12 protein-coding genes and 1 tRNA gene are annotated in these 13,624 nt (G+C 59.5%); 8 read left to right on the top strand and 5 right to left on the bottom strand.

What is annotated here, in order from left to right:
* Together IPM16_05955 and IPM16_05960 are read left to right on the top strand one after the other, a co-directional pair.
* Complete coding sequence (locus tag IPM16_05955) at positions 1 to 630, top strand: class IV adenylate cyclase (GenBank protein ID MBK9122651.1); 630 nt, start codon at positions 1 to 3, stop codon at positions 628 to 630.
* A complete protein-coding gene (locus IPM16_05960) occupies positions 617 to 2,254 on the top strand; it encodes a methylmalonyl-CoA mutase family protein (GenBank protein ID MBK9122652.1) in 1,638 nt (545 codons plus the stop codon). The genes IPM16_05955 and IPM16_05960 overlap by 14 nt, the downstream gene beginning before the upstream one ends.
* A 68-nt stretch (positions 2,255 to 2,322) precedes the next feature.
* Here the strand turns inward: IPM16_05960 and IPM16_05965 are convergent, their stop codons facing one another.
* Entirely contained in the window at positions 2,323 to 4,407 is a 2,085-nt protein-coding gene (locus IPM16_05965; GenBank protein MBK9122653.1) for an elongation factor G, read from the bottom strand.
* A 274-nt stretch (positions 4,408 to 4,681) separates the two neighbouring features.
* Between IPM16_05965 and IPM16_05970 the strand changes: the two genes are divergently transcribed.
* Positions 4,682 to 5,089: a VOC family protein gene (locus IPM16_05970; GenBank protein ID MBK9122654.1), complete on the top strand. Its 408-nt coding sequence runs from the start codon at positions 4,682 to 4,684 to the stop codon at positions 5,087 to 5,089.
* Between the two features lie 97 nt (positions 5,090 to 5,186).
* Here IPM16_05970 and IPM16_05975 read toward each other — a convergent pair.
* Positions 5,187 to 5,258 (bottom strand) — tRNA-Lys (locus tag IPM16_05975).
* Between the two features lie 68 nt (positions 5,259 to 5,326).
* Between IPM16_05975 and IPM16_05980 the strand changes: the two genes are divergently transcribed.
* From IPM16_05980 to IPM16_05995, 4 genes are all read left to right on the top strand, one after another.
* Complete coding sequence (locus IPM16_05980; GenBank protein MBK9122655.1) at positions 5,327 to 6,883, top strand: hydantoinase B/oxoprolinase family protein; 1,557 nt, start codon at positions 5,327 to 5,329, stop codon at positions 6,881 to 6,883.
* Positions 6,880 to 7,617 carry a hypothetical protein gene (locus tag IPM16_05985; GenBank protein MBK9122656.1) on the top strand — a complete coding sequence of 246 codons (738 nt, stop codon included), beginning with the start codon at positions 6,880 to 6,882 and terminating at the stop codon, positions 7,615 to 7,617. The genes IPM16_05980 and IPM16_05985 overlap by 4 nt, the downstream gene beginning before the upstream one ends.
* A 78-nt stretch (positions 7,618 to 7,695) precedes the next feature.
* Complete coding sequence (locus IPM16_05990) at positions 7,696 to 8,943, top strand: UbiD family decarboxylase (protein MBK9122657.1); 1,248 nt, start codon at positions 7,696 to 7,698, stop codon at positions 8,941 to 8,943.
* The gene (locus IPM16_05995; protein ID MBK9122658.1) at positions 8,918 to 9,670 is read left to right on the top strand and encodes a ubiquinone/menaquinone biosynthesis methyltransferase; all 753 of its coding nucleotides are present in this window, start codon (positions 8,918 to 8,920) and stop codon (positions 9,668 to 9,670) included. Before IPM16_05990 ends, IPM16_05995 begins: the two co-directional genes overlap by 26 nt.
* Positions 9,671 to 9,674: 4 nt before the next feature.
* On the opposite strand, the gene infA is transcribed toward IPM16_05995, so the two are convergent.
* The 3 genes from infA to IPM16_06010 form a co-directional block, all read right to left on the bottom strand.
* A complete protein-coding gene (gene infA / locus IPM16_06000) occupies positions 9,675 to 9,917 on the bottom strand; it encodes a translation initiation factor IF-1 (protein ID MBK9122659.1) in 243 nt (80 codons plus the stop codon).
* 107 nt (positions 9,918 to 10,024) lie between these two features.
* The gene (rpsU, locus tag IPM16_06005; protein MBK9122660.1) at positions 10,025 to 10,225 is read right to left on the bottom strand and encodes a 30S ribosomal protein S21; all 201 of its coding nucleotides are present in this window, start codon (positions 10,223 to 10,225) and stop codon (positions 10,025 to 10,027) included.
* Between the two features lie 63 nt (positions 10,226 to 10,288).
* On the bottom strand, positions 10,289 to 11,566 hold the full coding sequence (locus IPM16_06010) for a S1 RNA-binding domain-containing protein (protein ID MBK9122661.1): 1,278 nt from the start codon (positions 11,564 to 11,566) through the stop codon (positions 10,289 to 10,291).
* Between the two features lie 317 nt (positions 11,567 to 11,883).
* Between IPM16_06010 and IPM16_06015 the strand changes: the two genes are divergently transcribed.
* Positions 11,884 to 13,620 (top strand): ABC transporter ATP-binding protein, encoded by a 1,737-nt coding sequence (locus IPM16_06015; GenBank protein ID MBK9122662.1) that lies wholly within the window; start codon positions 11,884 to 11,886, stop codon positions 13,618 to 13,620.
* Positions 13,621 to 13,624 lie beyond the last annotated feature (4 nt).

A 13,624-nucleotide genomic window follows, 5' to 3' on the forward strand; every position in this document is an offset into this window, starting at 1 on the left:
GTGGGCGAGACGCTGACTGAGACCGAGATCAAGCTGTGGGTTGACGATGTCCAACCGGTACGCGTGCGGCTCGAAGCGGCCGGCGCCGAAATGACTGCGGACCGGGTCTTTGAGCGCAACATCCGATACGATGACGTCGACGGTTCACTGACCACAGCAGGAGCTGTGCTGCGGCTCCGTTATGATACGCGGGCGCGCCTGACCTACAAGGGGCCGGGCGAGATATCCGGCGGCGTAATCTCGCGGTTCGAGGCCGAGGTCGAAGTCAGCGATTTCGATATCATGAACCTGATCCTGACGCACCTCGAATACCGTCAGGTGTTCGCCTATGACAAATATCGAACTTCGTATCGGTTTGCCGGATGCGCGGTGACGTTGGACGAACTGCCGTATGGCCAGTTTGTCGAGATCGAAGGCGACCGTGACACAATCGAAACGTGCCGCAGGCGGCTCGAACTGTTGACCGCACGTCCCGTTCCACACAGTTACGCCGGTGCGTTCGACCTCGTGCGGCAGAACATGGACCTGCCGTTCGCAGACGCGACGTTCGAGGCGTTTTCAGGGCTCGTTCTGTCTCCCCACATCGGAGATTGGCTGACGGAAGGCGGAGATCACGATGCAGCGAAGTAAGGCCGATTGGGAGCGCGAAACGCTGCAGCCTGCCTCAAGGCGTGCGCCACTCCGCCGCGCGACATTTGAGACGACGTCTGGAATTTCAATTGATGACCTGTATAGTCCTGAAGACGTCGATGTGGATGTCGAGTTCCCCGGGGAGTTTCCGTTTACGCGCGGCATTCAGCCGGGCATGTACCGGTCGCGCTTGTGGACAATGCGACAGTATGCGGGCTTTGGCTCGGCAGAAGAAACGAACGTGCGCTATCGCTTTCTGCTTGCACAGGGACAAAGCGGCTTGTCAGTGGCGTTTGATCTGCCGACCCAGATCGGCTACGACGCCGACGATCCCATCGCTGCAGGTGAGGTGGGCAAAGTCGGCGTGAGCATCAGCAGCATCGAGGATATGGATCGGCTGTTCGACCAGATACCGCTCGATCAGGTGTCCACCAGCATGACGATCAATGCGCCGGCGGCGATCTTGCTGGCGATGCAGATCGCGCTTGCACGGCGGCGGGGTATCGATCCGTCCAAACTGCGCGGCACGATCCAGAACGACATCCTGAAGGAGTACGTCGCGCGGGGAACGTACATTTTTCCGCCGGCTCACTCTATGCGCCTGATCACCGACGTGTTCAAGTACTGTCGCGAGCACGTGCCGAGCTGGAACACGATCAGCATTTCCGGCTATCACATTCGCGAGGCAGGCAGCACGGCGGTACAGGAAGTGGCGTTTACGCTCGCGAATGCGGTCGCGTACGTGGAGGCGGCAATCAGCGCCGGGCTATCCGTCGACGAGTTTGCGCCGCAGCTCTCGTTCTTCTTCAATGCTCACAACAATCTGCTAGAAGAAGTAGCGAAGTTTCGGGCGGCACGCCGGCTCTGGGCGCACATCATGCGCGATCGATTCGGCGCGCAGAATCCGCGTAGCTGGATGCTTCGCTTCCACACTCAAACCGCGGGCAGTACATTGACCGCGCAGCAGCCTGAGAACAACGTCGTTCGTGTCGCGCTTCAAGCGTTAGCGGCGGTCTTCGGGGGCACGCAGTCGCTGCATACCAACAGCATGGACGAGGCACTGGCGTTGCCGACCGAGAAGTCGGCACAAGTGGCCCTTCGCACACAGCAGGTCATTGCGCACGAATCCGGCGTTGCCGACGTTGTCGACCCCTTTGCCGGGAGCTATTATGTCGAGCACCTGACCAACGAGATCGAAGCGCGTGCGAAGGATTACATACAGCGCATCGACGAGTTGGGCGGTGCGCTTGCCGCAATCGAGCGCGGGTACATCAACGCGGAGATAGAGTCTGCCGCCTATCAGGCCCAGCGGGCGATGGAAAGCGGCGAACAGATTGTCGTCGGGGTGAACGAGTACGAAACCGAGGAACTGTCACCGCCCGATCTACTGCGCGTAAGCGCCGCCGTGGAAGAGAACCAGAGGGTTCGCCTAGCAGACCTTCGGGCGCGGCGAGACAATCAGTTGGTCGCTCAGAGACTCGATGCCGTCCGAGATGCCGCACGCAGCGGGGACAATCTTATGCCGGCATTTGTGGACGCGGTGGATGCCTACGTTACCCTCGGCGAAATCTGCGGCGTACTACGTGCCGAATTCGGTGAATACCAGCAGAAATCCTACGCATAAACGTGACCGGACAACAAACGAGGCCGCTGAACCCAGCGGCCTCGTTTCGTTCGCGGCGGAGCCGTTGCCTACTCGTCCGAACCACCGTGTGGCTTGTACGACTTGATGATCGGCTCGGCAATATTCGACGGCACGCGATCGTAATGAGAGAACGTCATCTCGTAGATGCCACGCCCGCCGGTCATTGAGCGCAAATCGTTGCTGTAGCGCAGCATCTCGGCCAGTGGTACCTGCGCACTGACCACGCTCTTGCCGGTCTCGGTTGTATCCATGCCTTGAACGCGCCCGCGCCGGGTGTTGAGGTCGCTCATGATGTCGCCCATCATCGTTTCGGGAACGGTGATCTTGACATTCATGATCGGTTCCTGCAGCACGGGACCGGCCTCGTGGAATGCCTCCTTGAATGCTTCGCGTCCGGCGATTTGGAAGGCGATGTCCTTAGAGTCGACCGGGTGCATCTTGCCGTCGTAAACGACAACGTGGACATCGACAACCGGGTACCCGGCGATGACACCGACCGGCAGCACTTGCTGAATGCCCTTGTTTGTCGAGTCGAGGAACTGGTCGGTAACCGCGCCGCCGGTGACCTTGGTATCGTAAACGAAACCGTTGCCGGGATTCGGCTCGATGTACAGCGTGATTTCACCGAACTGGCCGGCGCCACCCGACTGCTTCTTGTGCCGGTACGTAGCGTCCGCCTTGCGGGTAATCGTCTCCTTGTAGGGGACCTTGGGGATCTCGGTGATCACGTTCAGCCCGAGCTTCTCGGCCCGGGAGAGCGCGACCTGAACGTGGATCTCGCCCATGCCCTCAAGCACGATCTGGCTCGTATTCGGATCGTTGCGCCATTTCAGCGTTGGGTCGGCTTGCGTCAAGATACCGAGGACTGAGCCGATCTTGGTTGCGTCTTGCTGCGTCTTGGGCTGAAGCGCCACGGAATACAACGGATCGCTGAAACCCGGCGAGACGATCGTGAAGTTCTTGTCACGGTCACCGATCGTATCGCCAGTCTGTGTATGCTGAAGTTTGGGAACCACACCGATGTCGCCGGCGTGCAGAATCGGCAGCGGGATCAATTCCTTGCCGCGCATAGTGCTGAGCTGGCCGAACCGTTCCTCTTCGCCTTTGGAGTTGTTCCAGTTGCGGCTGTCGGACCGCAAAACACCCGAAAACAGCCGGACGAACGACTGCGTGCCGACAAAGCGGTCATTGACAGTCTTGAAGACATACGCGGCAAGCGCACTGTCGTCCGACTGCGGCGGCATCATGTATTCGATCTCGGTGCTTTCGCCGCGATGCACGCCCACACGGCGGATCGACGGCGGAGACGTGTAGGCAACCAGCGCCTCAAGTACGGGATAGGTGCCGATGTTCTTGGTGCCGCTGGTGACGAACACGGGTACGGTGTTCAGTTCGTGATTGCGAGCAGCCTTGCGCATGCCGTCCCGGATTTCGTCGCTGCTGATGACTCCCTCGGAGAAGTACTTCTCCATGTATTCATCGTCAGCCTCGGCCGCGGCTTCCATCAGCTCACGATGGGCCTCTTCGACCAACGAGACCATGTCGGCCGGGAGATCGGAGCGATCTTTGCCGGCGTCATAGTACGCTTTCTGCGTAAGGACGTTGACTACGCCCTTGAAATCATGCTGCTGCCCGACCGGCAACATGACCGGGATGAACTTGTGATCCGCGAACGAAGCGCGCAAACCTTCCAGCGTGCGTTCGAAGTTCGCATTTTCGCGATCCAGCTTGTTGATGACGACGATGATCGGTTGTTGGAACTGTTTGGCATACTCCCACGCCAATTCGGTTCCAACCTCGACGCCAGCAACCGCGTCCACGACAACTATGATCGAGTCGGCAACTCGGATCGCGTTGCGGACTTCGCCTTGAAAGTCGGCAAAACCCGGTGCGTCGAGGACGTTGATCTTGTAGTCGTTGAATTCGATCGGGATCAGCGAGGTGGAAACAGAGATCTGGCGCTGTTGCTCATCGTCATCCCAGTCGGACACGGTCGTGCCGTCTTCGATGCGCCCGAGGCGGGTGGTCGCGCCGGAGTTGAATAAGAGGGCTTCCACCAAGGACGTTTTGCCGCATCCTTGGTGGCCCACTAAGGCGACGTTGCGAATCTGATCCGTTGTGTATTCCTTCATAACAAAGGTCTCCTGAATTTTGGGGGTGCGGGGGCACCCGAACGCGATACATTTTATGGCCGCGTTAAGGTGTTGTCAAAAAGGGAGGATGAATGCAGTCTGCCGTACGTGACACGTATCACATCTGTGCCAGAAGTACTGGAATTGAGACGGGAACCCCGTCTGCGGCGCGCCCCAATTGCGGGTATACTGCGAAGTGATGCCGTTACTAGGTTACTGCTCACGCCCGCACTGAAATTCCTTAGCACTTGAAGAGGAGACAATGGCTCGGGTCATGCACATCGCCGAAGTGGGGCTGCGGGTGAAAGATCTAGCTGGAGTGGTCGCCTTTTACCAGAACGTGTTGGGGTTGGAACTCGTACACTCCTCTCCTAACTTCGTCTTTATGAAGGCGGGTGATTTGGATTCCCCACTCGGTCGAGGCGGACATCCACAGTATCTCGTTCTGTTTGACCGTGATGTCGCGCTGGATGTTACTTTGTCCACGCTCGACCATCTGGCCTTTGAAATTCCGCTCGAACAGTTTGACTCAGAACGGGCGCGCCTAGAAGCGATGGGCCTCCTCGAACGGGTGCGCGTCTGGAGCGGTGTTGGTTCATTTCTGCGGGCACGCTCGCTGTTCTTCAGCGACCCTGAAGGCAACACCATTGAATTGATTGCCCATGACCCATCTGTAACCTAGACGATTGTCCGAGCCGATTTCTGAAGGCGCTGCGCCGTGTTCCGCCTCGATGGTGCAAATGAAGGAGGCGAGGCATACGCCTTCGTCAGTGTATCTGTGAGCCCAGTAGGATTCGAACCTACAACCAACTGATTAAAAGTCAGCTGCGCTGCCATTGCGCCATGGGCCCGTTCCTTTGCATTATAGAGATGCACACCGCTTGTGGCAATGCAGAGCCTCAAACTATGAGGGAACATCATGGCCGTCGATCCGATCAGCCTGCAAGTGTTTGCGAATGTATTCGCGGCGGTACCCGAGGAAATGGGCGCTGCGCTAAGGCGCGCGTCCTTTAGCCCAAACATCCGCGAACGGCTTGATTTCAGCTGCGCCATTTTCGACTCGAGTGCGCGTATGATCGCTCAGGCGGCGCACATTCCCGTTCATCTTGGCAGTATGCCGGCATCGGTGTTGTCCGCGATTGACACGATCCCCGAGTGGATGCCGGGCGACACGGTGGTCGTCAACGACCCCTACCACGGCGGGTCACACCTGCCGGACATCACGTTAATCTCGCCCGTGTTCGTCAACGATCGGCTAGAGTTCTTCGTCGCGAGCAGGGCGCATCATGCCGACGTCGGTGGCATGTCGCCGGGTTCGCTTCCGCTCAGCACCGAGCTGTATCAGGAAGGAGTCATCATCCCGCCTGTTAAGCTGGTCGAACATGGCGTGCTAAACGCGGCGCTGTTTACGCTCCTGACGGTCAACGCGCGGGGTGGCGACGAACGCACCGGTGACTACGAGGCGCAGTTGTCCTCCAACCGGACAGGCGCTAAGGCGCTCGAAGACCTCGTTGCTACGTATGGGCTGGACCTATTGCGCGAACATGCGGACGCTCTGATCGAGTACACGCGCCGGATGACCGAAGAGGTCATTCGCGGGCTGCCGGATGGGACGTATCGTTTCACCGACTACATGGAGGGCGATGGAACGTCGGACGACCTCCACGCTATCTGCGTCGAACTTCGCATAGAAGACGATCGGATGATTGTGGACTTCGCCGGATCGTCCGCCAGCGTGCGTGGAAATGTCAACACCGTGGAAGCCGTCGTGAAGTCTGCGGTGATGTACTGCATTCGACTGCTGGCCGGGTCCGATTACCCGTTTAATGCCGGAGCCTTCGAACCCGTTGACGTCCTCGTTCCACGCGGGTCGATGCTGAATGCTGAATTTCCCCGTGCCGTGGCGGTAGGCAATACCGAGACGTCGCAGCGGGTGGTCGACGCCGTGCTTGGTGCACTGGCTCAGGCCACACCGGATCGTGTACCTGCGGCAAGTCAGGGCAGTATGAACAACATCACGATCGGCAGCGGCGGGCTCGTATACTATGAGACCATCGCAGGCGGAATGGGTGCGGGGCCGTTCGGACATGGAGCGAACGGACGCCATAGCCATATGACCAACACGCGCAATACGCCGGTGGAGTCGCTAGAACGGTCGTATCCGCTGCGTGTGCTTCGTTACGGCTTGCGGGACGGTACTGGCGGCGCTGGCGTGCATACTGGCGGGGCAGGGATTGTGCGCGAGTACGAGATCACTACAGCGGCGACAGTTACGATCAATTCCGAGCGGCGGAAACTGCAGCCTTACGGAATGCAGGGTGGCGCCCCCGGGGCGGCGGGCAAAAACCGGCTGATCGGAAACGACGGCACAGAAACGGCCCTTGCCGCGAAAGCCACAGTATCAGCGGTTCCCGGCGACCGAATCATCATATGGACGCCCGGAGGTGGCGGATGGGGCATGCCGAAGGACGCATGACTGCGCTGAATTGGGTCGAGCAGGGTTCCGGTCAGGTTGAGCGGCGCGGGGACGGAGAATACCGCATGCAGATCTCGCCTCAGACTGCGAATGGCTATGCCAATGCACAGATCGCGGACTATGCCGATCGACGAGGCCTTTGCCTGACGCCCCCGATCGAACTGGAGCTTGATGCGCGCTTCGACGGTATTCCGGTGGGCACGGCAGGGTTCGGCTTCTGGAACGCGCCATATGGGGCGAAGGTCACCGATCTTCGGTTGCCAACCGCGGCGTGGTTCTTCTTCTCTTCAGAACGGTCGAACATGGCGCTGGCGGTGGACCGCAAGGCGAACGGCTGGAAAGCCGCAGTGTTCGCGCCGCGCTTGCCGCTGCTCCTGCCCCTGGTTCCAGTCGCGCCGGTGGGGTTTCTGCTGATGCGCATTCGCCTGCTCCATCGCATATTCTGGCCGCTCGGCCAACACGCGCTTGGCGTTGCAGAGGTTGACATGCCACCCGATACGATGTTTGAGCGCACGCACTATCGGCTGCTTTGGCTGCCTGACCGTACCGAGTTCTATGTTGGCGGAGCGCTGGTGCTCACCGGAGCGTCGCCGCGTGGTCCGCTTGGATTCATTGCGTGGATTGACAATCAGTACGCCGTTGTGACGCCACAGGGCCGCTTCGGTGGCGGAACAGTCGATATCTCCGGGGACCAGTGCTTGACGATCGACGGTCTCAAGATGCGCGTCCCATAAACATATCTCACGCGACCCTAAACCGAAAAACGCGGCGATTCCGGTATACTGAGCGTCCTTCTCCACTGGACAGTTGCCGTGAGCTACCGCGACTTCGACGAATTCCTCATCCGGCTTGAACAGGACGATCACGTCGAGTCTGTCGGTGACGTTGGCGGCAAGCATGCTTCGAGACGACGCGGGCGCACACCGGTCGCGGTGTATGTCGATCAAGTGAGCGGCGCCAAGATCGTCCAGCACGCATTCGCAACCCGTCGACGAGTCGCGTGGGCGCTTCAGGTCGAACGGATCACGGAGGTCGCCTCCCGGCTTGATCGCATGCTAGATTTGTCGAAGCCGCACACGTTCTCATCGCTGATGGACCGGGCTTCGGACATCATGTCTTCGCTGCGGATCATGCCATCCGTGCGACGCCGGACGAACAGCGATTTGCAGTCGATTGACGTCAAGACCGTTCACCGTGTTGCAAGTGTCACGGATGAGCCACTGGTCGGGACGGTGTTTCTCGAACGCGACAATCGCCCGTATTGGGGTGTCCAAGTCGTTCCGGGCAATTTCGTTGACAGCGTGCTGGTCCAAAGCCCCCATCGCTTGGACGTAGGAGAAAGTGTAGCTGTCACGCTTGGCGGCGATCCCGGCGCGTTGATCGCCGCGCTAATGCCGCTTCCATCCTCAGTCCACCGGAGCTACTTCACGGGTTGGCTGCGCAAGCGACCACTTGAGACGGTGCGCCTCGACGATCCGCCGGTCGATGTGCCGGTCAACGTTGACGGAGTGCTGGTCGGTACCGTCGAGCGTGTTGAAGCCGCCTCGCATGCGTTCGCGTTTCCAGAGAAGACCCAATACGCGGCATCAGTCGCAGTTCGTGATGTGCGGCTCAATCCCAATGCCGTGCTGGTCTCGCTCAGCGAGCGTGATGCGACCGTCCTTAGCGACGCGATGATCGAAATCAGTCTGCCGCTGATTCGCCTCGCCGTGCCCGAAATGCGCGCTGTCAGTGTTCACGGCGGTGTGGCCCGCATCGAAGTCGATGGGGACGAAAGCGCGGCGCTCCGAAGTGCATACACGTTTCTCGCTAGCCCGTTTGCCGACAATGTCCGATGGATTGTGACGACCGTATCCGGTGACGATAACTCGCGCGTGCTGCCTGACGCCCTTGTCCTACAGCGCAAAGCGACGGTCGCGCATCCGGAACATGGCAGGAGTGTCACCGTGTTTGTGGCAGGGAAGTCCCCGGCAAAGTCGACAAACGCCGCTGCGTGGATGCCCGAGTATGAGTTGGCTGTAACCGCTTGGCGTGATGCCAGCGATCGATTGGAGGAATAGCGTGGGAGCGCAGCTTCAAGGCGAAGAGAAGTCCAGCTACGTTCAGAACATGTTCGGACGGATTGCTGAACGATACAACCTGATGAACCGTCTCATGACACTGGGACAAGACCAGCGTTGGCGGCGTTTCGTCGTCAAGCAGGGCAACATCCCGGACGCCGGCGCTGTGCTCGATCTGGCCACAGGTACGGGCGATATCGCGTTCGAGGTCGCGAGTTCGCATCCGAGTGCACAGGTAGTAGGTGCCGACTTCGCTCTGCCAATGATGTACGTCGGGCAGCGTGACCCTCGAGGCGGGTGCGTTCAGTGGTGCGCGGCAGATGCGATGAATCTTCCATTTCCGGACCGCGCGTTCGATGCGGTGCTGTCAGGCTATCTGGTCCGTAACGTCGTGGACATACATCAAACGCTGAGCGAACAGGTTCGCGTGCTGCGCGAGGGTGGGCGCGTCGTGATACTGGACACGACGCCGCCGCGGGGACCACTCAGGCCGTTCATTCTCGCGTACTTGAAGTACGGGATTCCACTGCTTGGCCGCTTGATTGGAGGACGCAACGCAGCCGATGCCTACCGTTATCTGCCGGAGTCAACTCAGGCGTTCAAGACGCCTGAGGAGCTGGCCGGCCTGATGGAAGCGGCAGGGATGGTGAACGTCGGATATCGAACCTTTATGTTCGGAACGATGGCCGTGCACTGGGGCGAGAAACCCACTCGCCCCGCGCGCTGACCCCTTATTCGGAGGACGCCGGGCCGCGTCCATCGCGGTGGCGAAACACGATGCGTCCGCGCGACGGATCGTAAACGCTCATCTCGACTTTGACTTTGTCGCCCGGGGCGATGCGGATGTAGAACTTGCGCATCTTGCCGGAGAGATAGGCGAGAATGCGGTGCTTGTTGTCCAGCTCGACCATGAACTGGGCGTTTGGCAGCGCTTCGATGACGGTGCCTTCTACTTCGATCTTATCGTCAGCCATAACACTCCTATGTTGCAGATTCGGGGCTAATGCAATAGCCGCTACCGGGACACCCGGCAGCGGCACTGGATCAGAGACTTGGGATCGGCGCGCAGGGCTAGCGAGTGCTAGCGGCCGCCGACTTTCACCTGACGACGGCGGGCGCGGCGAATCGCCTTCTTGTGCTCGATACGGCGCAGTTCACTCTTGCTGATGTGCCAGCGCTTACGGCGGACGGTGCTCAAGATGCCCGCGTTGGTCACACGCTTGCGGAACCGGCGCAGGAGTTGTTCCTGTGATTCGTTCGGCTTCAAACGGACAGTTGCCATGTACTCTCACCCCCTTTCGTCAGAATGTGTGTCGCTTCGTTTGCCGATAAGCAAACGAGCAGATTACGCCTCGGCCTCTTCAGCAGCCTCGACAGGTTCGGCGGCTTCAGCCTCCGCGGCGTCGTCGGCCGCCAATTCTACTTCAGGCTCTTCGACCACGCTATGGTTGACCTGAACCGAGCCCATGAGCGACGACAGAGGCCGTTCGGGGTTCTGTTCCTGCCAGCGGAAGCGTTCTTCTTCGGTGACATCCTTTAGGCTCAAGCCCAGGCGCTGCTTGTCCGACTCGATGCTGATGACGCGCATCAGCAGGCGTGCACTCTCGTAGATGACCTGGCTGGGATGCGTGGGCGGGGTGTCCGCAATCTGGCTGACGTGCAGCAGCGCTTCGATACCCGGATCCATGCTGATGAACGCGCCGAAGTCGGCAAGGCGGGATACGGTGCCTTCGACGAGCTGGCCGACGTGATACATTTCTTCGACCATCGACCACGGGTTGGGCTGCAGGCGCTTCAAGCTGAGGCCGATACGCTTGCCCTCGTCATCGAGGCGAAGGACATACACCTGGACCTCGTCACCGACTGCCAGCACTTCCTTCGGATGCTTAACGCGATGCCACGCCAGCTCGGAGATGTGGATCAGGCCGTCGGCGCCACCGAGATCGACGAACGCGCCAAAGTCGCGCAGTCCGCTGACGATACCACTACGGATCTCGCCTTCCTTGAGTTCGCCGAGCAGCGATTCCTTGCGCGCGTCGCGGCTGTTGCGCTGGGCTTCGCGCTGGCTGAACACGAGGCGACGGCGCTTGCGATTGACCTCGATAACCTTGAGGTTGATCGGCTGGCCAACCAGACGTGATAGGTAAGCGCGGCGATCGTCTTCGCTCAAGCCACGCGGCAGGTCTGCGACGTGACTGGCAGGTACGAAACCGCGTACGTTGCCGAACAGGATGATCAGGCCGCCGCGGTTGGCGTCCGCCACGAACCCGGGCCACACTTCCTGCGATTCGAGCAGCTCTTCTGCTTTCTTCCAGTCCTCGCTCTGGCGAGCTTGTGAAACGGACAGGACGAGATTACCGTCTTCGTCTTCGATGCGGATGATCGTGACATCGATTTCCTGCCCGACCTGAAAGTCCTCAGGATCGGCACTCATCTTTTCGAGGTCGTTGCGATCGACGAAGCCGTCGCGTGCGGATCCCACGCCGACAATCAGCCCTTTGTGGCTGACCGACAGCACAGTTCCAGAGACGGTGTCGCCGCGTTCAAACTCCGCAGCGGCATAAGACTCTTCTAGAAGCGCTTCAAAATCGGAATCGTAGGTTGTAGCGAGTGCGTTCTGCATGGGTGGCCCCTCCGACAAAATGGTGCTCGGCCTGCAGGCAATAGAAAACTCGGTCAATCCAACCCGATAGGCCGGACTGCCGAGCAAGAGCGTGCACCTTGATAACGGAGAATAAATCCAGCGAATCAAAGCGCAGGCCTCACGTCTGCGCGTCCTCTATTGCCCCCCGAGGATCGGGCGGAATTCTACAGAAATGCTCACGCAATGTCAACGCTGTTTCCCCCGTATTGGCACTAATTGGTAGCTTGGCGTCTGCTACGATTGGACGTGCGCCACGTTCACAAAAATGAAGACGAGCATTTCCGGGAGTATCTGCGTTGACAATCCAGCAGGACCTCGACCTGCGCTGGCTTGCGCGGCGAGTGATGAAACACCGCAGGGCGGCACTGCTATCGCTGTTTTTCGGGATGGTTGGTGGTGTGACTACCGCGGCAGAGCCCTATCTGGTCGGCACGCTTATTGACGAAATTCGCTCGGGCGCCGAGCAGGGAAGACTGCTGGAGTTCGTATTGCTGATTCTGGGCATCGCTGCCGTGAACCTGTTGGCCTACAACATGCTGCGGCTGTACAGCGGTGAGGTTGCATACTCGGTCGATTACGACCTGCGGCAGACCGCGTTCGAGAACATGGTCCGTCTCGATCAGGACTTCTATCAGCGTTATTCCAGCGGCGACCTGCTCTCGCGAGTTCACAACGACATGAACGTGATCTGGCGCCTGAACGCCCTCACATTCCTGCGCCTTGGCACGGCCGCGTTCATGCTCGCGACAACGTTCGTATTGCTGGCACAGATTAGTTTGGGTTTGTCCCTGATCGTGTTCGTCGTGCTGACAATCTCGACGATCATACAAGTCAAGGCGGGTCTTGCTCTGCGCGTCATCTTCGAGGACGTGCAAGATCAGGGCGGCGTGCTGTCGGGGTTTGTCCAAGACTCGGTCACAGGAATCCAGACAATCAAGACGACCGGGCGCGAAGAAAGCGTCGCGGCTAAGTATTACGACGAGAACATGACGTACCGCCGCAAGTGGTTGCGCTTCCGGCGGCGCAACGAGCCGGTCGGCATGCTGCCGAACATGGTGAGCGAATTGACGGCCGCCATCGTAGTGATGATCGGTGGGGTCATGGCGATCGACGGCGCGCTGTCGGTTGGGGACTTCACCAGCTTCCTGCTTTACCTCGGGGTTACCAGCGTTTGGCTGTTGAACCTCGGCACGGTGTATCAACGGTATCAGCAAGCCAAAGGCGCACTGAACCGCATCGCGCCGCTGCTGCAAGAATCGAAGATCCAGTCGCCAGAGCATGCGATCGTGATCGATGAGCCGGAGGGCGATATTCGCTTCGAGGGCGTGAGTTTGACGCTCGACGGCACCCGCGTACTTGACGACATAGATCTGCATATCGCCGCAGGCGAGTTCGTTGCGATTGTCGGCCCGACCGGCTGTGGAAAGTCGCAGTTGGTGAACTTGCTCGCGCGGATCACCGATCCGACCGAGGGCAGCGTGCTGATCGACGGGCATGATGTCCGTACGCTCGATCTCGAGATGCTGCGCCACATTGTCACGTACGTTCCCCAAAGCACGTTCTTGTTCAGCCAGCGACTGGACGCGAACATCGCCATGGGAGAGACGGACGTGAGCGAAGACGACCTCGAGTCGGCAGTGGAGCGGTCGCGCCTCAGCAACGATCTGCCGCAGCTGACGCGCGGCCTCGAAACACTCGTGGGCGAGCGAGGTGTGATGCTTTCAGGTGGACAAAAGCAGCGGGTTGCCATCGCGCGAGCACTCGTGCGTGACCCCAAGATCCTCGTGCTCGATGATGCGCTCTCAAGCGTGGATACGCATACCGCGGCCGAAATCCTCGATGAGCTTGGCGAGGTCTTGGAGCAGCGTACTAGCATCGTCATCGCGCATCGTGCCGCCACAGTGCGTGACGCAGATCGAATTGTCGTGATGTCGCAAGGGCGCATTGAAGCCGTGGGAACTCACGATCAACTGCTCGGACGAAATGCGTTCTATACGCAGTTGGTCGAACGTGAAATGATGTTGGAGAACTAGCTCG

This window comes from Candidatus Flexicrinis affinis (assembly GCA_016716525.1).
In the GTDB taxonomy this organism is placed as follows: Bacteria; Chloroflexota; Anaerolineae; order Aggregatilineales; family Phototrophicaceae; genus Flexicrinis; species Flexicrinis affinis.

Bases quoted from the DNA above. Each gene is read 5' to 3' on its own strand.
- IPM16_05960 (MBK9122652.1), top strand. From the start codon at position 617: ATGCAGCGAAGTAAGGCCGATTGGGAGCGCGAAACGCTGCAGCCTGCC.
- IPM16_05965 (MBK9122653.1), bottom strand. From the start codon at position 4,407: ATGAAGGAATACACAACGGATCAGATTCGCAACGTCGCCTTAGTGGGC.
- IPM16_05970 (MBK9122654.1), top strand. From the start codon at position 4,682: ATGCACATCGCCGAAGTGGGGCTGCGGGTGAAAGATCTAGCTGGAGTG.
- IPM16_05980 (MBK9122655.1), top strand. From the start codon at position 5,327: ATGGCCGTCGATCCGATCAGCCTGCAAGTGTTTGCGAATGTATTCGCG.
- IPM16_05985 (MBK9122656.1), top strand. From the start codon at position 6,880: ATGACTGCGCTGAATTGGGTCGAGCAGGGTTCCGGTCAGGTTGAGCGG.
- IPM16_05995 (MBK9122658.1), top strand. From the start codon at position 8,918: ATGCCAGCGATCGATTGGAGGAATAGCGTGGGAGCGCAGCTTCAAGGC.
- infA (MBK9122659.1), bottom strand. From the start codon at position 9,917: ATGGCTGACGATAAGATCGAAGTAGAAGGCACCGTCATCGAAGCGCTG.
- rpsU (MBK9122660.1), bottom strand. From the start codon at position 10,225: ATGGCAACTGTCCGTTTGAAGCCGAACGAATCACAGGAACAACTCCTG.
- IPM16_06010 (MBK9122661.1), bottom strand. From the start codon at position 11,566: ATGCAGAACGCACTCGCTACAACCTACGATTCCGATTTTGAAGCGCTT.